The organism is Luteimonas aquatica (genome assembly GCF_022662575.1).
Lineage (GTDB): Bacteria > Pseudomonadota > Gammaproteobacteria > Xanthomonadales > Xanthomonadaceae > Luteimonas > Luteimonas aquatica.
The window spans coordinates 1,267,572-1,285,764 of record NZ_JALBFU010000001.1; the positions used below are offsets into that span (position 1 = coordinate 1,267,572).

An 18,193-nucleotide genomic window follows, 5' to 3' on the forward strand; every position below is an offset into this window, starting at 1 on the left:
GCCGGGCTTCTTCGTATCGCTTCTTCCTGGGCGTCCGGCCGGAGCCGGACGCTTGCGGAAGCGTCCTGACGCTTAGTTCTGGACGTTCAGCTCGGTGCGACGGTTCTTCGCACGACCTTCCGGATTGTCCGAACCATCCGGGTTGGTGTTCGGAGCGATCGGGCGGGTCTCGCCGTAGCCGACCGGGCCAACCAGGCGACCGGCGTCGACGCCGTTGCTGGTCAGGTAGTCGTACACGGCCTTGGCGCGACGCTCGGAGAGCTTCTGGTTGTAGGCGTCGGTACCCTTCGAGTCGGTGTGACCGGCGACCTCGACCTTCAGATCCGGATAGCGCTTCAGGATCTCGACGGCCTCGTTGAGGATCGAGACGGCGTCCGGACGCAGGGTCGACTTGTCGAAGTCGAAGTTCACGCCCTTCAGGTCGATCGAGACCGGCACCGGGCAGCCGTCCGGACCGATGGTCTGGCCAGCCTGCGAACCGGGGCACTTGTCGTCGCAGTTGTTGACGCCGTCGCCGTCGTCGTCCTTGTCGGCGCAGTTGTCGGCGACCGGCGGCGGAGCAACGGGGGCAGTCGGGGCCGGACCCAGCGGGATCACGACGCCAACCGAGGCGAGGATGTCACCGAACCAGTCTTCCTGCGGAGCGTTGAAGCTCTGGTCGTCGAAGTCGGCACGGTAGGCCACTTCGGCGCGCACGGCGACGCGCTTGGTGAAGGTGGTCTGCAGACCCACGCCCACCTTGGCGGCGAGGTTGTTGTCGCGGCGCTGGCCGGGGGAGTTCGGGTCCGGCGTGGTGTCGAACTCTTCTTCCACGCGCTGCATGCCCAGACCGAACAGCAGGTAGGGGTTCCAGCCGCGGCCTTCCTTGATGAAGTGGTAGCGGGCGTCGAACGAGATGCCGTACTGGCTCCAGTTCAGGTCTTCGCCGTAGCCGACCTTGCTGGAGTCGAAGTTCGGGTTCTGATAGTTCAGCTCGCCGTCAAGCGACCAGTTCGGGCTGATGAACTTGCCGAGGCCGATGGTGCCGAACGGGGCATCGTCGGTCTTGCGATCGTTGTCCTGGAAGTTGTAGCCGACGCTACCGGTCAGGTACCAGCGGTCGTCGAACTCCTGCGCGCTGGCCGCCTGGGCCACGCCCAGACCACACAGCAGTGCGGCACAAAGGAGTTTCTTGTTCATTGGGTTCAGCTCCTAGATCAAGGGGAAAAAAGCGGTGTAGCAGTTTCTACTTCTTAGATTGAGACAGCTGGTCTGCCTGCCCTCGCCGCGCAGACTATTGCCTGCCGTGTGAAGGCGTTGTTAACGCTACCATAACAGTTAGGGGAAGCCAAGCCGAAAAGGCATCCCCCAGCTGAAGCTCGGTTCAACATTATTGTTGATATAGCTGAATGAAATCGGAAAGCGGGAGCGCGTCCAGGGCCGCCGGATCGGCCGCCAGCGCCATCAGGCGGTCGACCTGGCCGGCCGGCAGGTGCGCCCGCAGCGCCGCCTCGCACTTGGCCAGCAGCACCGGGATGCCCTCCCCGCGGCGCTTGCGGTGGCCGATCGGGTAGTCGATGGACACCTTCTCCGTGCTGCTGCCGTCCTTGAAGAAAACCTGCACCGAGTTGCCGATGTAGCGCTTGTCGGGGTCGAAGTAGTCCTTGGTGAACTGTGGGTTCTCCTGGACGGTCATCTTCTCGCGCAGGGCGTCGATGCGCGGATCGGCGGCCACGTCGTCGTTGTAGTCGGCCGCGGTGAGGCGGCCGAAGATCAGCGGCACGGCGACCATGTACTGGATGCAGTGGTCGCGGTCGGCGTAGTTGGCCAGGGGGCCGGTCTTGTCGATGATGCGCACGCCCGCTTCCTGGGTCTCGATCACGATCTTCTCGATCTCGCCGATACGGTCCTTGACCTGGCCGTGCAGCTGCATGGCGCATTCCACGGCCGTCTGGGCGTGGAACTCGGCCGGGAAGCTGATCTTGAACAGGACGTTCTCCATCACGTAGCTGCCGAACGGCCGCTCGAACTGGAACTCCTTGCCCTTGAAGGCGATGTCGTAGAAGCCCCAGGTCTTGGCCGAGAGCGCGCTCGGATACCCCACCACCTTCTTGTGCGCGGCGTTGAGTGCGTGGATGACGGCGCGGCGGCAGGCGTCGCCCGCCGCCCAGCTCTTGCGCGGGCCGGTGTTCGGGGCATGGCGGTAGGTGCGCAGCACGCCGTTGTCGATCCAGGAGTGCGAGACGGCGGTGGTCACCGCCTCCTTGTCGCCGCCGAGCATGGCGGTGGCCACGGCGGTGGAGGCCAGGCGGACCAGGATCACGTGATCCAGGCCAACGCGGTTGAAGGAGTTCTGCAGGGCGTAGACGCCCTGGATCTCGTGCGCCTTGATCGCCCAGCCCAGGGCGTCGCGCACGGTCAGGCCCTTGCCGCCTTCCTTCTCCGCCTTGCGCGAGAGGTAGTCGCCCACGGCGAGGATGGTGCCGAGGTTGTCGGAGGGATGGCCCCACTCGGCGGCCAGCCAGGTGTCGTTGAAGTCCAGCCAGCGCACCAGGGTGCCGATGTTGAAGGCGGCCTGGACCGGATCGAGCTCGAAGCCGGTGCCGGGCACGCGCGCGCCGCCGGGCAGCTCGCCGCCGGGCACCAGCGGGCCCAGGTGCTTGACGCAATCGGGGAACTTCATCGCCAGCATCGCGCAGGCCAGCGAGTCCAGCAGCATGTAGCGGGCGGTGTCGTAAGCCTCGGCCGAGTCGATCTTGTAGTCGATGACGTAGTCCGCGATGTCGACCATCGGCTGGTCGGGTTTCGGACGGACGGCGGAACGGATATCGGCGTGGCTCATCGGCGGCTCTGGAGGTCGGAGTGGAGGAAGCCGCCTATTTTGCCAGAGCCGGCCGCATCGGCCGCCTGGCGGCCCGCGATCGGCGTCCTGCACGCCTCCGCCGGCGCTCCGAGCGCGTCTCCGGCACAACGCTGCGGGCCATCGGCCGCGCTTGTGGCGCGCCGGTCCGGGCGCCATCGTCCCGTCATGGATACCTCGACCCGCCTGCCCGCGCTGTTCCTCTCCCACGGCTCGCCGATGCTGGCGACCGAGGACTCTCCCGCCGGCCGCTTCCTGGACGGCCTGGGCGCGCGCTGGCCGCGCCCGCGCGCCCTGGTGGTCGCCTCCGCGCACTTCGCGGCCCCCGGCGCCGCGCTCGGCGCGGCGCCGCGTCCGGAGACCGTCCACGACTTCGGCGGGTTTCCGCCCCATCTCTACCGGATCGCCTACCCCGCCCCGGGCGCGCCGGCGCTGGCCGCCGAGATCGCCGGACGGCTGGAGGCGGCCGGCCTGCCGCCCTCGCTGCGCCCGCGCCAGGGCCTGGACCATGGCGTCTGGGTGCCGCTCAGGCGCATGTATCCGGACGCCGACATCCCGGTGGTGCCGCTGTCGGTCAGCCCGGACCGCGACGCCGCCTGGCACCACGCACTCGGTCGCGCGCTGGCGCCGCTGCGCGCGGAAGGCGTGCTGGTGATCGGCTCGGGGGGCTTCGTCCACAACCTGGGCGAGCTGGACTGGCGGCACCGCGAGGCGCCGCTGGCGCCGTGGGCGCGGGAATTCGCCGAATGGATGTCGCAGCGCCTGGACGCGGGCGACCACGCCGCCCTGCTCGACTGGGAACGGCAGGCCCCGCATGCGCGGCGCGCGCACCCCACCACCGAGCACCTGATGCCGCTGTTCGTGGCGATGGGCGCCGGCGGCGACATGGCGGCGACGCGCCGCCTGCACCGCTCGCACGAGTTCGGCACGCTGGCGCTGGACGCGTTCGCCTTCGAATGAGCGGCGACGCGGCGGCCGGAGCGACCCGGCCGCCGCGCAGGAAGCTTACGGGCGGCGCGCGAGCGCTTCCAGGTCCTTGGCCTTCGGCATCAGGTCCTGCTTGGTGACCTTCATGAAGGCCATGGTCAGCAGCGGGCAGGCGATGAAGATCGAGGAGATGGTGCCGATCACGATGCCCAGCATCTGCGAGATCGCCATGCCTTCCAGCGAGCCGCCGCCGTAGATGTACAGCGCCAGCACGGTGAGGAAGGCCACGAACGAGGTGATGATGGTGCGCGAGAGCGTCTGGTTGACCGAGCGGTTGAGCACCTCGACCGGCTCGGCGCGCAGGTTGCGGAAATTCTCGCGCACGCGGTCGAACACCACGATGGTGTCGTTGATCGAGTAGCCCATCACCGACAGCAGGCCCGCCAGCACGGTGAGGTCGAACTCGCGTCCGGTGAGCGCGAAGAAGCCGGCCACGATCAGCACGTCGTGCAGCGTGGTCAGGATCGCCGCCACCGCGAACTTCCACTCGAAGCGGAAGGCGATGTAGATCAGGAAGCCGACGATCACGAAGGCCAGCGCGTAGAAGGCGTTCTTGGCCAGGTCCGCGCCGACCTGCGGGCCGACGAATTCCGAGCGCGCGATCCTGGCCGGGTTCTCGGCCGTGGACACCACCTTCAGCACCTCGGCCGCGACCGTATTGCTCGCCGCCGAGGTGGTGGCGCCGTCGCGCGCCTGCAGGCGCACCAGCAGATCGCTGCTGCTGCCGTAGCTTTGCACCTGGGCGCTGGTGTAGCCGGCGCCCTCGATGCGCTCGCGCATCGCGTCCACTTCCACGGGCTTGTCGAAATGCAGCTCGACCAGGGTGCCGCCGGTGAAGTCCAGGGCGAAGTTGAAGCCCTTGAAGGCGATCGCCCACACCGCGACCACCGCCAGCGCCGTGGCGATGCCGATCGACAGCCAGCGCAGCCGCATGAAGTTGACGTTGGTGTCGTTCGGGATGAGATGTAGAGGAAAAATTTTCATAGAGCGATTCGCTTTTTTTGGAAAGTCCGCACACGGATGCGCGGGCTCTTGCGAAGGATTCGCATTAAATCGCCAAGGTCTTCAGTTTCTTGCGGCGGCCGTAGAGCAAGGTGGCCAGCGCGCGCGAAACGGTGACGGCGGTGAAGACCGAAGTCAGGATGCCCACGATCATGGTCACGGCGAAGCCCTTCAGCGGGCCGGTGCCGAAGGCGAACAGGGCGATGCCCGCCAGCAGCGCGGTCATGTTGGAGTCGAAGATGGTGCCGGAGGCCTTGTCGTAGCCGGTCGCGATCGCGGTCTTGGGCGGCATGCCCGCACGCAGCTCCTCGCGGATGCGCTCGTTGATCAGCACGTTCGCGTCCACCGACATGCCCACCGACAGGGCCAGGCCGGCGAAGCCGGGCAGCGTCATGGTGGCGCCGAACACCGACATCACCGCGATCACCATCAGCAGGTTCAGCAGCAGCGCCAGGCAGGTGATCACGCCGAACATGCGGTAGTAGATCAGGAAGAACGCCAGCGCGAACAGGAACGAGTACAGCACCGCCTGGGTGCCGCGCTCGACGTTCTCCTTGCCGAGGCTGGGGCCGACCACGCGCTCCTCGACGAAGTCCATGGGCGCGGCCAGCGAACCGGCGCGCAGCTGCAGGGCGAGGTCCTGGGCGAAGCGCGGGCTCTCCAGGCCGGTGGTCTGGAAGTTCTTGCCGAACACGCCCTGGATGGTGGCGACGTTGATGACCTGCTCGACGGTGCGGGTGCTGCGCACCTCCTTGCCGTCGACGATCTTGGTCTCGGGAATGCGCTCGATGTACACCACCGCCATCGGCTTGCCGACGTTCTGGCTGGTGAAGTCGAACATGCGCTGGCCGCCGGGGCCGTTGAGCGTCACCTGCACCGAGGGCGTGCCGCTCTGCGGATCGATCTGGTACTTGGCGTCGACCAGCTGCTCGCCGGTGGCGATCACGCGCTTGCTCAGCAGCACCGGCATCGGCTTGCCGTCCAGGCCGGTCTCCTTGCGGTAGTACACGCGCGCGTCCGGCGGCACCTTGCCGGTGGAAACGGCGTCGAAGGCGTTGCCGTCGACCACGGCGCGATACTCGAGGGTGGCGGTGGCGCCGATGATGCGCTTGGCCTGCGCCGTGTCCTGCACGCCGGGCAGCTGCACCACCACGCGGTCGGTACCCTGGCGCTGGATGATCGGCTCGGCCACGCCGATCTCGTTGATGCGGTTGCGCAGCGTGCCGACGTTCTGCTCGATCGCGCTCAGCACGATCTGGTTGAGCTCGGCGTCGGGGACGCGCGCGACCAGCGCGCCGTCCTCGAGCGTCACCTGCAAGGTGGCCAGGGACTTGCCGATGGCCTCGCGCGCCTTGGCGGGGTCGCCGCCCTGGGTCAGGGCGACGCGGATGCTGTTGTCGTTGCGGCGCTCCACGGACTCGTAGCCGATGCGGGCATCGCGCAGCGCCACGCGCACGTCCTCGGCATAGGCGTCCAGGCGCTTGTCGAGCGCGGCCTTCTGGTCGACCTGCAGCAGGAAGTGCACGCCGCCCTGCAGGTCGAGGCCGAGCAGCATCGGCCGTGCGAACAGCTTGTCCAGCCAAGACGGCACGGTCGAGGCGAGATTGAGCGCGACCACGTAGTTCTCGCCCAGCGCCGGACGCAGCGCGTCGGCCGCCTTGGTCTGCGCGTCGAGCGCCGGCAGGCGCACCAGCAGGTTGCTGTCCTCGATCGCGACCGACTTCGGCGCGATGCCGGCGGTCTTGAGCGTGTTCTCCACCTTCAGGCGCAGCGCGTCGTCGACGGTGGCGCCGCGGCTCGCGGTGACCTGCACCGAGGGATCCTGCGGGTAGATGTTGGGCAGCGCGTACAGCGCGCTGATCAGCACCACCGCCAGGATGAGAATGTACTTCCAGCGTGGAAACTCGAGCATCGGGATACTTCCATGGCGCCGTTCCGTGACGGATCGGGCGGCCTGCGCATCGTTGGGATTCGGAACCGGACGCGGCCTGCCGCGCCCGGGAGGAACGGCGGGATCAGGCGGACTTCAGCGTGCCCTTGGGCAGCACGTTGCCGACGGCGCCCTTCTGCACGCGCACGCGCACGTTGTCGGCGATCTCGACGGAGATGAAGCTGTCGCCGATCTCGCGCACCACGCCGGCGATGCCGCCGCTGGTGATGACCTCGTCGCCCGGGGCGAGCTTGTCGAGCATCGCGCGATGCTCCTTCTGCCGCTTCATCTGCGGGCGGATCATGATGAAGTACATCACCGCGAGCAGCACCAGCGGCAGGATGAAAACACTGAGACCGCCGCCGGCGGGCGCCGGCGCGGCGGCCTGCGCATGGGCGGGGGAAATCACGAGGTCTAGCAGGTCGAGCGGGCTCATTACTGGGTTCCACTGGCTGAATTTGAAAGTCCGCACCGGGACGCGCGGGCCTTTGCGGAGGGACCCGCAAACTTTGGGAGTATGCCATGCCGCCCGGGGCTTGGCTTCACACGGCCGCGCCCGGAAACGCCTCCGGCGGCCGCGACGCCCTCCCCGGCGGACCGCCCCGCCCCGGGTCGCCGGTCCGGCCATCCCGCGGCCGGGCGTTGGGGGCCGCGGCGATGCCGACGGGCGTCGGCTAGCCGTGGTCCTTCGCTCTGGCTGCGTAGAAGGACTCCCGGAAGTCGGCAAAGGTTCCCGCCTCGATGGCCGCGCGCATCCGCGCCATCAGCCGCTGGTAGTGCCAGAGGTTGTGCAGGGTGCCGAGAATGGGCGCCAGCATCTCGTTGCAGCGGTCCAGGTGGCGCAGGTAGGCGCGGCTGTAGCCATGGCTGCAGGCGTAGCAGCCGCAGCCGGCCTCGATCGGCCCGGTGTCGCGCTCGTACTTGGCGTTGCGGATGCGCACCGTGCCGGCGGAAGTGAAGTAATGGCCGTTGCGGGCATTGCGGGTGGGCATCACGCAATCGAACATGTCCACGCCGCGCGCCACCGCCTCGACCAGGTCCTCCGGACGCCCCACGCCCATCAGGTAGCGCGGCCGGTCGGCCGGCAGCTGCGGGCAGGTGTGCTCGAGCATGGCGTTGCGCTCGGCCTCCGGCTCGCCCACCGCCAGTCCGCCGATGGCGTAGCCGTCGAAGCCGATCTGCTTCAGCCCGTCCGCCGAGCGCGTGCGCAGGGCGCGATGCACGCCGCCCTGCACGATGCCGAACAGCGCCGCGTCGTTGCCCTCGTGCGCGCGCCGGCTGCGCTCGGCCCAGCGCAGCGACAGCTCCATCGACTTGCGCGCCACCTCCTCGGTCGCCGGATAGGGCGTGCACTCGTCGAAGATCATCACGATGTCCGAATCGAGCGTCTTCTGGATGCGCATGCTTTCCTCGGGCCCGAGGAACACGGTGGAGCCGTCGGTGGGCGCGGCGAAGGTGACGCCCGCTTCGCTGATCTTGCGCCGGTGCGCCAGCGAGAACACCTGGAAGCCGCCCGAGTCGGTGAGGATGGGGCCGTCCCAGCGCGAGAAGCCGTGCAGGCCGCCGTGCGCCTCGATCACCTCCAGCCCCGGCCGCAGGTAGAGGTGGAAGGTGTTGCCGAGGACGATCTGCGCGCCGAGCGCGCGCACCTGCTCGGGCAGCACGCCCTTCACCGAACCGTAGGTGCCCACCGGCATGAAGGCCGGCGTCTCCACCGTGCCGCGCGGGAAGGTCAGGCGGCCGCGGCGCGCGGCGCCGTCGTTGCCCAGCAGTTCGAACGACATGCGGCTCATGCGGCGGCCCTGGCCCGAACGGCCGTCCGTGCCCCGCCGCTCCCGCCTGGCCAGCCGTTGGGCCGCGGAAAGCCGCAGGAACGGCGGCCGGAAGAATGCGCCGGATTCACTGCGCCTGCTCCGGGAACAACAGCATCGCATCGCCATAGGAGAAGAAGCGGTAGCGCTCGCGCACCGCGTGCTCGTAGGCGGCGAACACGCGCGCCTTGCCGGCGAACGCGGAAACCAGCATCAGCAAGGTCGACTCCGGGAGATGGAAATTGGTCAGCAGCGCATCCACCGAGCGGATGCGGTAGCCGGGGAGGATGAAGATGCGCGTCTCGCCGGCGAAGGGCAGCAGTTCGCCCTGCTGCATCGCCGCCTCCAGCGCGCGCACCACCGTCGTGCCGACCGCGACCACGCGGCCGCCGGCGGCGCGGGTCTTGCGGATCTGCTCGACCAGCTCGGCACCGACGTTGAGCCATTCGCTGTGCATGCGGTGCTCGCGCACGTCGTCCACGCGCACCGGCTGGAAGGTGCCGGCGCCCACGTGCAGGGTCACGTGGCCGAACGCGATGCCGCCCGCTCGCAGCGCCTCGAGCAGGGCATCGTCGAAATGCAGGCCGGCGGTCGGCGCGGCGACCGCGCCGACCTGGCGGGCGAACACGGTCTGGTAGCGCTCCGCGTCGTCCGCGCCCGGCTCCCGGCGGATGTACGGCGGCAGCGGCAGGCGCCCGACGCGCAGCAGCCAGGACTCCAGCGCATCCTCGACGCGGAAGCGCAAGTGGTAGAACTCGCCGTCGCGCTGCAGCACCTCGGCTTCGCCGCCGCCGTCCAGCTCGATCACGCCGCCGATCTTCGGCGACTTGCTGGCGCCGACCTGCGCGCGCGCCTCGTTGCCCGGCAGCAGGCGCTCGATCAGGATCTCGACACGCCCGCCGCTGCCGCGCTTGTGGCCGAACAGCCGCGCCGGGATCACCCGCGTGTCGTTGAACACCAGCAGGTCGCCGGCACGCAGCAGCGACGGCAGCTCGCGCACCCGGCGATCGGCGAGCTCGCCCTCCGGCGGCACGACCAGCAGGCGGCTCGCCGAACGCTCGGCGAGCGGGGCTTGCGCGATCAGCTCGGGCGGCAGCACGTAGTGGAAATCCGATTTCTTCAAGTCCGCTTTCTTCGGCAGGGCCAGGCTCGGTCAATCCGCTATTTTAGCCGCTCGCGCGCGGCGGCCGGCGCACCGGTCAGCGCTCGAACTTGGTGGACAGGATCAGCGCCGAGGTGGTCCGCTCCACGCCGTCGATGACGCCGATCCGGTCGGTGAGCACGTCCATCTCGCCCAGCGTGGACACCACCCCCAGGGCGATCAGGTCGTAGGCGCCGGTCACCGAGTGCAGCAGCCGCAGTTCCGGCATGGCCTTGAGCGCCTTGGTGACCGCGACCATCTGCTTGGGCTGCACCGCGATCATGATGTGCGCGCGGACCAGGTTGCGCTCGAGGTCGCCGGGCACGCGCACGGTGTAGCCGGCGATCACGCCCTGGCGCTCCAGCCGCTCGATCCGGCTCTGCACGGTGGTCCGCGACAACCCGAGGCGGCGGGCGATCTCGGCGGTCGGTGCGCGCGCGTTCTCGCGCAGCAGGGACAGGAGCTGCTGGTCGGAGGGCGTGATCTTCATCCGGCAAGGCACTTTTTCGGCGATTCGCCGAAATATAGCGGCATTTCTTTCAGATTGCCTCTATTAAACGACGAACCAACCCGGATAATAGCGGGTTACCCTGAAAATTCTTGCCAAACGGGAGGCCGCCATGACGACCCTGATCGACGCCCTCGCCCCGCTCCGCGCCCACCCGGGCCGCCGTCGCACCCCGGGCCTGGACGACGCCACCATCCTCCGGTTCGCCGCCACGCACCCCGACCTGGGGGCCGCCATCGAGGCCGCGGCCGCCGAATACGCCCGGCTGAAGGACGCCTTCGCCGACCTGCTCGACCTCGACGAGGACGCGCAGGCGCAGGCCGTGCAGGCCGGCTTCGTCAACTTCTATCCGCAGGACGGCGTGAACCCCTACGTGGCGCTGGCCGCGCGCGGCTGCTGGATCGTCACGCTCAAGGGCGCGGTGGTCTACGACACCGGCGGCTACGGCATGCTCGGCTTCGGCCACACGCCCCAGCCGGTGCTCGAGGCCATGGCGCGCCCGCAGGCGATGGCCAACGTGATGACCCCCAACCTCGCCCAGCTGCGCTTCGAGCGCGCGCTGCGCAAGGAGATCGGGCACACGCGCGCCGACGGCTGTCCCTATGCCGCTTTCATGTGCCTGAACTCCGGTTCCGAATCGGTGACCCTGGCCGCGCGCATCGCCGACACCAACACCAAGACCATGACCGACCCGGGCGCCAAGCATGCCGGCCGCCAGATCAAGCGCCTGGTGGTGAAGGGCAGCTTCCACGGCCGCACCGACCGTCCGGCGCTGTATTCCGATTCCAGCCGCAAGAGCTACATGCAGTTCCTGGCCAGCTATCGCGGCGAGGAGTCGGTGATCGCCATCCCGCCCTACGACATCGATGCGCTCAAGCTGGTGTTCGCCGACGCCGAGCGCAACGGCTGGTTCATCGAGGCGATGTTCCTGGAGCCGGTGATGGGCGAAGGCGACCCCGGCCGCAGCGTGCCGCCGGCCTTCTACGCCGCCGCGCGCGAGCTCACCAGGGCGCACGGCGCGCTGCTGCTGGTCGACTCGATCCAGGCCGGCCTGCGCGCGCACGGCGTGCTGTCGATCGTCGACTACCCCGGCTTCGAGCAGCTCGAGGCGCCGGACATGGAGACCTATTCCAAGGCGCTCAATGCCGGCCAGTACCCGCTGTCGGTGCTCGCCGTGGGCGAGCGCGCCGCCGGCATCTACAGGCGCGGCACCTACGGCAACACCATGACCAGCAACCCGCGCGCGCTCGAGGTGGCCTGCGCCGTGCTGGAGATGCTCACGCCGGAACTGCGCCGCAACGTGCGCGAACGCGGCCAGGAAGCGGTGGAGAAGCTGGAGAAGCTCAAGGCCGAGCTCGGCGGCCTGATCACCAAGGTCCAGGGCACCGGCCTGCTGTTCTCCTGCGAGCTCGACCCGCGCTTCAAGGGCTACGGCACCGGCTCCAGCGAGGAATGGCTGCGCGAGCACGGCATGGGCGTGATCCACGGCGGCGAGAACTCGCTGCGCTTCACGCCGGTGTTCGGCGTGAGCAGCGAGGAAATCGACCTGATCGTGTCGCTGGTCAAGCGCGCGCTGCTGGAAGGCCCGCAACAGCGGCATGCCGACGAGAGCCGGGCCGCCGCGGCGTAGCGGCACCGCCGCGCCGCGGATGCCGCGGCGCGGCCGATAGCGGATACTTCCCGAACGCGGGCGGCACGGGCCGCGCGCGTTCCCGCCGTGCACGCCTGCCCCACCGCCGAGCCCGCCATGAAGACCGTCGAAGTCCGCCACCCCCTCGTGCAGCACAAGCTCGGCCTGATGCGCCGCGCCGACAACAGCACCAAGACCTTTCGCGAACTCTCCGCCGAGGTGGCGACCCTGCTCACCTACGAGGCGACGGCCGACCTGGAGACCGAGGACGCGCAGATCGACGGCTGGGCCGGGCCGGTGCAGGTGCGCCGGATCAAGGGCCGCAAGATCACCCTGGTGCCGATCCTGCGCGCGGGCATCGGCATGCTGCCCGGCGTGCTTGAGCTGATCCCGGCCGCCAAGGTGAGCGTGGTCGGCATCAAGCGCGACGAGGCCTCGCTGGCGGCGATGCCCTACTACGAGAACCTGGTCGGCGACATGCAGGACCGCATCGCCCTGATCCTCGACCCCATGCTCGCCACCGGCGGCACGCTGATCGCCACCGTCGACATGCTCAAGGCCGCGGGCGCCGCGCGCATCAAGGGCCTGTTCCTGGTGGCGGCGCCGGAAGGCCTGCAGGCGCTGGAAGCCGCGCATCCGGACGTGGAGGTGTACGTCGCCTCCATCGACGAGCGGCTCAACGAAAAGGGCTACATCCTGCCGGGCCTGGGCGATGCCGGCGACAAGATCTTCGGCACGCGCGTCGAATAGCAGGCCCGCCCGAAGCCGCCCGGCCTCGCGCCGGCGCCTCTAGCCGCGCAACGCCAGCCACAGGCCCGCACAGGCCATCGCAGCCAACGCCAGCCAGGTGAGCCCGATACCGCAGAAGCGCCCGAAGGTCTTGCCGGCGCTGCGCCCCAGGCCGATGGCGTGCAGGAGACGGCCCAGCAGCAGCGTGGCGCCGAATGCCCACAGCCATGGCGCCGGCAGGCCGGACACTTCCAGGAGCAGCAGCAACAACAATGCCGTCGGCACGTACTCGGCGAAGTTGGCATGCACGCGAATGCGCCGCGCCAGCCGCGCGTCGCCGCCGTCGCCGATGCCGATCCGGTTGCGCAAGCGATAGGCGGACACCGACCCGGCCAGGGCGACCAGCAGCAGGGCGTGCAGCGCCGCGAACAGCAGCGTGATCCTCGGGATCCGCCCGCCCGCATGCCCGCCCGTCTCCGAATCGGTGCCTGCCGCCGTCCCGTCGGCAACCGGGGGCGGCGCGACCAGCTCCCATCGGCCTTGCGTGTCCATCGCAAGCCTGCCCTGCAACGACGGCAGCGCCAGCTCGCGCCAGGTGACGCGCAGGTCGCCGACCTGCGGCGCCAGCGGATTCTCGGCGCTGCCCAGCCCCTCGCCCTCCGGCTGGAAGGTCGCCGCCATGTTGCCGGGCAGCATGGAGAAATTCGGCCGGAAGGCGCGCCATTCGCCCAGACGGAGCAGCAGGGCCTCGTCCAGCGGCTCGCCTTCCAGGGTGGTCCGCGCCAGCCATTCGCGGCTGCGCAGCGGCATCGTCTTCGGATTGTCGTGGCCGGGCGCGAAGGCGGCGGAATCCACCGGCGTCTCGCGCCAGGCCTTGCGGTACTGCCCGTCCTGCAGCGTCCACTGGTACATCCGTACCTGGCGCTGCAGGCCGGCCTGGCGCGTGCTCACGCCGAAGTCGGCATCGCGCGGCGCCTTGGCGATCTGCGGCGAGGCTTGCTCTTGCGAAGTCTGCGCCGGCGCGGCGCCGGCCACGCACAACGCGAGCAGCGCCAGGCTGCGCATCCAGAACAGGCTTGCGATTCCCCGGCGTCCCGCCGTCGCCCGCGTCATCAGCCCAGCGTCCTCGCCTGCAGTTCCGCGACCTCGTGCGCGGTGCCGAAGCGGCCCTTGGCGTCGCGCGTGACCTGCGCCAGCGCGCAGCCGGGGTCGTGGGTGAAGAACAGGTGCACGTTGCGCGCCAGCTTGTCTTCCAGGAAGGCACGCTTCTCGTCGATCAGCAGCTCGGCGTTGCGGTCGTAGCCCATGGTGATCGGCACGTGCACCCAGGGCTTGCCCGGCACCAGGTCGGCGCAGAACACCACGCCGCCGTGCGGCGCGGCGTCCGCCTGCGCCGAATCGGCATGCACCGGCCCCTCGATCTCGGCCAGCATCAGGCCCGGGGTATGCCCGTCGCTGTAGTGGAAGCGCACGGTCCCGCCCAACGCCTGCGCGCGCTCGCCCCGGACGATCTCCAGGCGCCCGCTGGCCTCCAGCAGGTCCGGCAGCTCGGCGATGTAGCTGGCGCGGTCCCGCGCATGCGGATGGCGCGCGCGCTGCCACTGCTCGGCGCCGACCACGAACACGGCATTGGGAAACAGCAGCGCCGGCGCGCGTCCCTCCGCCCACGGCGCCAGCAGCCCGCCGGCGTGGTCGAAGTGCAGGTGCGAGAGCACCACCACGTCGATGTCCTCGTGCTCGAAGCCGGCGGCGCGCAGGGAGTCGAGCAGCACGTGGCGTTCCTCGACCACGCCGTAGCGCTCGCGCAGCTTCGGCTCGAAGAACGCGCCGATGCCGGTCTCGAACAGCACGGTCTTGCCGTTGAGCGGACTTGCCAGCAGCGCGCGGCAGGCCAGGGGAATGCGGTTCTGCGCGTCGGGCGCGATCCAGTGCTCCCACATCGCGCGCGGCGCGTTGCCGAACATCGCGCCGCCGTCGAGCCGCTGACTGTTGCCGAGAATGGACCAGAGTTTCATGTCGACAAGGATAAGCCCGGCGGCGTTAGCGCCGCGAGAGCGGAGCGCCCGGCGGCGCCGGAACGGTGCGTCGCGCCGCCGCCGGCGCTACTGCGCGGCCGTGGCGGTGGCGAAATGGAAGACGAAGCTGCCGGCGCGGCCGTTCTCGGCCTGCACCTTCACCGGCGCCAGCGCGCCGTCGCCGGCCAGCATCGCGCTGCCGCTGGCGAGCACCGTCCTGCCGATCACGCCGGGCGAGCGGCCCGTCACCTTGATCAGCATCTCCTGCCCCGGCACCAGCACCACGCGCGCCAGCGACGGATCGCTGCCGCGCGGCGTCACCTCGCGCTCGTTGTCGTTGTAGTCGCGCGGCGCCAGTTCGAACAGCGGCTGCCCGCCCGCCTCCACCGCGAACGACCAGGTGGTACTGCCGTTGCTGCCGTCGTCGACCACCTCGATCTTCTGCAGCGTCAGCGTCACCGCGATCTTCTGCGGCGCGGCGGCCACCGGCTCGGGCTTGGCCGGCGCGGCCGCGGGCGGCGTCGAGGCGGGCGCCGACTTCTCCGCCCACATGTCGCTGACGTTCTTGACCAGGGTGGTCAGCGCGACGAGGAAGGCGACGCCGGCGGCGGCCAGGGCCGGCACGCGGGCGTACCAGGGCTTGCCGGAAGGGTCGCCCGTCATCGAGCGGCACCGGCCAGGAAGATCAGGATTTCGACGTAGAACATGCTCCCCCCATGAGCGGCATTCCGTCACCGCGCCGATTGTGCAATCTTAGCCGCCCCGACGGGGTTGCGCGGATCGCTGCCGCCGGAAAGCACGCCCTTCGCCTTGTCCCACTCCACCGTCTGCAGGTTGCCCCAGACGTGGCTGGAGCCGCGCCCGCCCGCGGCACTGTCGCCCGGCAGGTCGACCTGGTGGCCCATCGCCCGCAGGGCCGAGGCGGTCTGCGCCGAAAAGGCGTTGCCCTCGGCCTGGATGACGTCCGGCAGCCACTGGTGGTGGTAGCGCGGCAGCGCCGCCACGGCCTGCGCGTCCAGGCCGGCGTCGTAGCCGAGCACGCCGAGCAGCACCATGGTGATGATGCGGCTGCCGCCGGGGGTGCCGAGCACGGCCACCTTGTCCGCGGATTCCATGAAGGTGGGCGTCATCGAACTGAGCATGCGCTTGCCCGGCTTGGGCGCGTTGGCGTCGAAGCCCATCACGCCGAAGGCGTTGGGCGTGCCGGGCTTGAGCGCGAAATCGTCCATCTCGTCGTTGAGCAGCACGCCGGTGCCCGGCGCGATCAGGCCCGAGCCGTACAGCAGGTTCACCGTCTGCGTGCCGGCGACGCGGTTGCCCTCGGCGTCGATGATCGAGAAATGCGTGGTCTCCTCGTCCTCCAGCGGCGTCTGCTGGCCCGAGAGCAGGTCGCTGGGCGTGGCCTTGTCGGGATTGATGGTGGCGCGCAGGCCGGCGGCGTAGTCGCGGCTGGTCAGCGTGCGCTGCGGAATCTTCACGAAATCCGGATCGCCGAGGTAGAAGGTGCGGTCGCGGTAGGCGCGCCGCATCGCCTCCACCACCAGGTGGATGCGGTGCGGTTCGTCGAGCTTGGACAGGTCCCAGCCTTCCAGGATCTGCAGCATGCTGGCCAGTGCGATGCCGCCCGAGGACGGCGGCGGCGCGGTGGTGATCTTCCAGCCGCGGTAGTCGAAGACGATCGGCGCGCGCTCGCGCACGCGGTAGCCGGCGAGTTCCTCGGCGGTCCAGACGCCGCCCTCGTCCTTCACGCCCTTGAGCAGCTTCTCGGCGACATCGCCGCGGTAGAAGCCGTCGAAGCCCCTGTCGGCCAGCGCGCGCAGCGTGCGCGCCAGGTCGGGCTGCTTGAACAGGTCGCCCTCCTGGATGGGTTTTCCGTCCGGCGAGTACACCGCACGCGTGCCGGGGTAGCGGTCCATCACTTCGCGGCGCGAGGCGTAGCCGCGGGCCATGCGCGCGTAGACCGGGAAGCCCTGCTCGGCGATGCGGATCGCCGGCTGCAGCGAGGCCTTCAGCGGCAGACGGCCGTGCTTGTCCGCCAGTTCCACCAGTGCCGCCGGAAGCCCCGGGATGCCCGCCGACCAGGGTCCGTTCTCGGCGCGGTCGGAATCCAGGTTGCCGTCCTTGTCGAGGAAGGCCTCGGGCGTGGCGGAACGCGGCGCCACCTCGCGTGCGTCGAGGAACAGGTCGCGCCCGCTCTTGGCCTCGTGCAGCAGGAAGAAACCGCCGCCGCCCAGGCCGGAGCTGATCGGCTCGACCACCGACAGCGTCGAGGACACCGCCACCGCGGCGTCGAAGGCGTTGCCGCCCTCGCGCAGGATCTGCAGGCCGGCCTCGGTGGCCAGCGCGTGGCCGGAGGCGATGGCGGCGCCGGGCGGCTGCCGCCCGGCGTTGGCGTCCTTCTGTTGTGCCGCCAGGACCGGCGCGAAGGCCAGGATCAATGGCAGGACAAGTTTCGGGAGCAATTTCATGCGGGGTCCTCGCGGATGCTATCGGTGCGTCGGAATGCCGTCCATGGCGCGGCTAGACGGCTTTCGGGTCGTCCGGTTCCTGCAGAATACCGCCGTGCCGTGAACACATTTGGATGCCGTCCGTTCGATGCCGTCCATGGCGCGGCTATGCGGCTTTCGGGTCGTCCGGCCCGGCCATCCCTGGCAGGGCATTCGCAGGCGTCGACGGCGCCTGCTCACTCTCCTGCAGCCGGCGCAGTTTCGCCAGCAGCTGTTCCTGGCTTTCCGGGAACGCCGGATCGGGGTCGATGCATTCCACCGGACAGACCACCACGCATTGCGGCTCGTCGAAGTGGCCGACGCATTCGGTGCAGCGCGCCGGATCGATCACGTAGATGGTCTCGCCCTGCGAGATCGCCTGGTTGGGGCAGGCCGGTTCGCAGACGTCGCAGTTGACGCACAGCTCGTTGATTTTCAGCGACATCGCGACACTTCAGCCCGTCATTGCACCGGCAGTCCCTTCGCTCCGCTCACGCCTCGGGCCGAAGGGATCGCGGGAAAGAACGGACGCCGGCGGCGCCCGTCTTCCCGCTCTCGCCCTTCCCCGCCGGGCGGGAAAGGGAATGTTGCCTTGCCGTCGCCGCGGACGCGGCGGCGGTCACTTCGCCTCGACGAACACATACTCCACGCCGGCCGGCGTGACGGCCGCCTTGACGCGCTCGTTGTCCTCGGCCTTGCCGACGAACAGCACGCGTACGCCCTTCATGGTGCCGGCCGGCACTTCCTTGAAGGACTCCACCACGATGTCGGCGATCTTGGCCGAGGCCGGCGAGGCGTAGGCCAGCATGTTGCCGCTGACGATGCCGCGCGCCACGTCGGTCTTGGCCTTCTCCAGCAGGCGCTCGTAGCTGCCCTGGAAGTCCGCGGTGCTTTCGCCGGGCAGCAGGTAGACGTAGGGCTGGTTGGCCAGGTCGGCCGGGCTGTTGCGGGTCACCACGTCGGAGATGTAGGCGCGCCACTGCGTGGCGTCGTCGGTGGTGGGTGCGGGCAGCGGCGCCTTGACGGCTTCCTTGGGCGCTTCCTCCTTCTTGCACGCCGCGAAGGGCAGCACGAGGCAGGCGATGAGCATCAGGCGGGTCAGGATTTTCATGGTA

17 protein-coding genes are annotated in these 18,193 nt (G+C 69.6%); 3 read left to right on the top strand and 14 right to left on the bottom strand.

What is annotated here, in order from left to right; genetic code table 11:
- Nucleotides 1–72: 72 nt before the first annotated feature.
- The gene (locus MD221_RS05940) at nt 73–1,179 is read right to left on the bottom strand and encodes an OmpA family protein (protein WP_242108499.1); all 1,107 of its coding nucleotides are present in this window, start codon (nt 1,177–1,179) and stop codon (nt 73–75) included.
- Nucleotides 1,180–1,369: 190 nt separating this feature from the next.
- On the bottom strand, nt 1,370–2,821 hold the full coding sequence (locus tag MD221_RS05945; RefSeq protein ID WP_242108500.1) for a bifunctional 2-methylcitrate dehydratase/aconitate hydratase: 1,452 nt from the start codon (nt 2,819–2,821) through the stop codon (nt 1,370–1,372).
- Between the two features lie 186 nt (nt 2,822–3,007).
- On the opposite strand from MD221_RS05945, the gene MD221_RS05950 reads away from it, so the two are divergent.
- The gene (locus MD221_RS05950) at nt 3,008–3,799 is read left to right on the top strand and encodes a DODA-type extradiol aromatic ring-opening family dioxygenase (RefSeq protein ID WP_242108501.1); all 792 of its coding nucleotides are present in this window, start codon (nt 3,008–3,010) and stop codon (nt 3,797–3,799) included.
- Nucleotides 3,800–3,844: 45 nt separating this feature from the next.
- Here the strand turns inward: MD221_RS05950 and secF are convergent, their stop codons facing one another.
- From secF to MD221_RS05980, 6 genes are all read right to left on the bottom strand, one after another.
- Nucleotides 3,845–4,810, bottom strand: a complete 966-nt coding sequence (secF, locus tag MD221_RS05955) for a protein translocase subunit SecF (RefSeq protein WP_242108502.1) — start codon at nt 4,808–4,810, stop codon at nt 3,845–3,847.
- A 64-nt stretch (nt 4,811–4,874) separates the two neighbouring features.
- The gene (gene secD, locus MD221_RS05960; RefSeq protein ID WP_242108503.1) at nt 4,875–6,740 is read right to left on the bottom strand and encodes a protein translocase subunit SecD; all 1,866 of its coding nucleotides are present in this window, start codon (nt 6,738–6,740) and stop codon (nt 4,875–4,877) included.
- A gap of 103 nt (nt 6,741–6,843) precedes the next feature.
- Complete coding sequence (gene yajC, locus MD221_RS05965) at nt 6,844–7,194, bottom strand: preprotein translocase subunit YajC (protein ID WP_242108505.1); 351 nt, start codon at nt 7,192–7,194, stop codon at nt 6,844–6,846.
- Nucleotides 7,195–7,432: 238 nt separating this feature from the next.
- Nucleotides 7,433–8,551, bottom strand: coding sequence for a tRNA guanosine(34) transglycosylase Tgt (gene tgt / locus MD221_RS05970; protein WP_242108507.1), 1,119 nt, complete (start codon nt 8,549–8,551; stop codon nt 7,433–7,435).
- Between the two features lie 106 nt (nt 8,552–8,657).
- Nucleotides 8,658–9,692, bottom strand: coding sequence for a tRNA preQ1(34) S-adenosylmethionine ribosyltransferase-isomerase QueA (queA, locus tag MD221_RS05975; protein WP_242108509.1), 1,035 nt, complete (start codon nt 9,690–9,692; stop codon nt 8,658–8,660).
- Nucleotides 9,693–9,768: 76 nt separating this feature from the next.
- Entirely contained in the window at nt 9,769–10,200 is a 432-nt protein-coding gene (locus tag MD221_RS05980; protein WP_242108510.1) for an Lrp/AsnC family transcriptional regulator, read from the bottom strand.
- 130 nt (nt 10,201–10,330) lie between these two features.
- On the opposite strand from MD221_RS05980, the gene MD221_RS05985 reads away from it, so the two are divergent.
- Both MD221_RS05985 and upp read left to right on the top strand, forming a co-directional pair.
- Complete coding sequence (locus MD221_RS05985; protein WP_242108512.1) at nt 10,331–11,848, top strand: aminotransferase class III-fold pyridoxal phosphate-dependent enzyme; 1,518 nt, start codon at nt 10,331–10,333, stop codon at nt 11,846–11,848.
- Between the two features lie 117 nt (nt 11,849–11,965).
- Nucleotides 11,966–12,598, top strand: a complete 633-nt coding sequence (upp, locus tag MD221_RS05990; protein WP_242108514.1) for a uracil phosphoribosyltransferase — start codon at nt 11,966–11,968, stop codon at nt 12,596–12,598.
- A 39-nt stretch (nt 12,599–12,637) separates the two neighbouring features.
- Here the strand turns inward: upp and MD221_RS05995 are convergent, their stop codons facing one another.
- From MD221_RS05995 to MD221_RS06020, 6 genes are all read right to left on the bottom strand, one after another.
- Nucleotides 12,638–13,690: a TMEM43 family protein gene (locus tag MD221_RS05995; protein ID WP_242108516.1), complete on the bottom strand. Its 1,053-nt coding sequence runs from the start codon at nt 13,688–13,690 to the stop codon at nt 12,638–12,640.
- Entirely contained in the window at nt 13,690–14,592 is a 903-nt protein-coding gene (locus MD221_RS06000; RefSeq protein ID WP_242108518.1) for an MBL fold metallo-hydrolase, read from the bottom strand. Before MD221_RS06000 ends, MD221_RS05995 begins: the two co-directional genes overlap by 1 nt.
- Before the next feature lie 87 nt (nt 14,593–14,679).
- Complete coding sequence (locus MD221_RS06005) at nt 14,680–15,255, bottom strand: hypothetical protein (RefSeq protein ID WP_242108520.1); 576 nt, start codon at nt 15,253–15,255, stop codon at nt 14,680–14,682.
- Nucleotides 15,256–15,323: 68 nt separating this feature from the next.
- Complete coding sequence (ggt, locus tag MD221_RS06010; RefSeq protein WP_242108521.1) at nt 15,324–17,060, bottom strand: gamma-glutamyltransferase; 1,737 nt, start codon at nt 17,058–17,060, stop codon at nt 15,324–15,326.
- Nucleotides 17,061–17,205: 145 nt separating this feature from the next.
- A complete protein-coding gene (locus tag MD221_RS06015) occupies nt 17,206–17,523 on the bottom strand; it encodes a YfhL family 4Fe-4S dicluster ferredoxin (protein WP_242108523.1) in 318 nt (105 codons plus the stop codon).
- Between the two features lie 174 nt (nt 17,524–17,697).
- Nucleotides 17,698–18,189, bottom strand: a complete 492-nt coding sequence (locus MD221_RS06020; RefSeq protein WP_242108525.1) for a hypothetical protein — start codon at nt 18,187–18,189, stop codon at nt 17,698–17,700.
- Between the last annotated feature and the right edge of the window lie 4 nt (nt 18,190–18,193).

Bases quoted from the DNA above. Each gene is read 5' to 3' on its own strand.
- MD221_RS05985 (WP_242108512.1), top strand. From the start codon at position 10,331: ATGACGACCCTGATCGACGCCCTCGCCCCGCTCCGCGCCCACCCGGGC.
- secF (WP_242108502.1), bottom strand. From the start codon at position 4,810: ATGAAAATTTTTCCTCTACATCTCATCCCGAACGACACCAACGTCAAC.
- MD221_RS05995 (WP_242108516.1), bottom strand. From the start codon at position 13,690: ATGACGCGGGCGACGGCGGGACGCCGGGGAATCGCAAGCCTGTTCTGG.
- yajC (WP_242108505.1), bottom strand. From the start codon at position 7,194: ATGAGCCCGCTCGACCTGCTAGACCTCGTGATTTCCCCCGCCCATGCG.
- upp (WP_242108514.1), top strand. From the start codon at position 11,966: ATGAAGACCGTCGAAGTCCGCCACCCCCTCGTGCAGCACAAGCTCGGC.
- MD221_RS05945 (WP_242108500.1), bottom strand. From the start codon at position 2,821: ATGAGCCACGCCGATATCCGTTCCGCCGTCCGTCCGAAACCCGACCAG.
- ggt (WP_242108521.1), bottom strand. From the start codon at position 17,060: ATGAAATTGCTCCCGAAACTTGTCCTGCCATTGATCCTGGCCTTCGCG.
- tgt (WP_242108507.1), bottom strand. From the start codon at position 8,551: ATGAGCCGCATGTCGTTCGAACTGCTGGGCAACGACGGCGCCGCGCGC.
- MD221_RS05980 (WP_242108510.1), bottom strand. From the start codon at position 10,200: ATGAAGATCACGCCCTCCGACCAGCAGCTCCTGTCCCTGCTGCGCGAG.
- MD221_RS05950 (WP_242108501.1), top strand. From the start codon at position 3,008: ATGGATACCTCGACCCGCCTGCCCGCGCTGTTCCTCTCCCACGGCTCG.
- MD221_RS06005 (WP_242108520.1), bottom strand. From the start codon at position 15,255: ATGACGGGCGACCCTTCCGGCAAGCCCTGGTACGCCCGCGTGCCGGCC.
- MD221_RS06015 (WP_242108523.1), bottom strand. From the start codon at position 17,523: ATGTCGCTGAAAATCAACGAGCTGTGCGTCAACTGCGACGTCTGCGAA.
- MD221_RS06020 (WP_242108525.1), bottom strand. From the start codon at position 18,189: ATGAAAATCCTGACCCGCCTGATGCTCATCGCCTGCCTCGTGCTGCCC.
- secD (WP_242108503.1), bottom strand. From the start codon at position 6,740: ATGCTCGAGTTTCCACGCTGGAAGTACATTCTCATCCTGGCGGTGGTG.
- MD221_RS05940 (WP_242108499.1), bottom strand. From the start codon at position 1,179: ATGAACAAGAAACTCCTTTGTGCCGCACTGCTGTGTGGTCTGGGCGTG.
- MD221_RS06000 (WP_242108518.1), bottom strand. From the start codon at position 14,592: ATGAAACTCTGGTCCATTCTCGGCAACAGTCAGCGGCTCGACGGCGGC.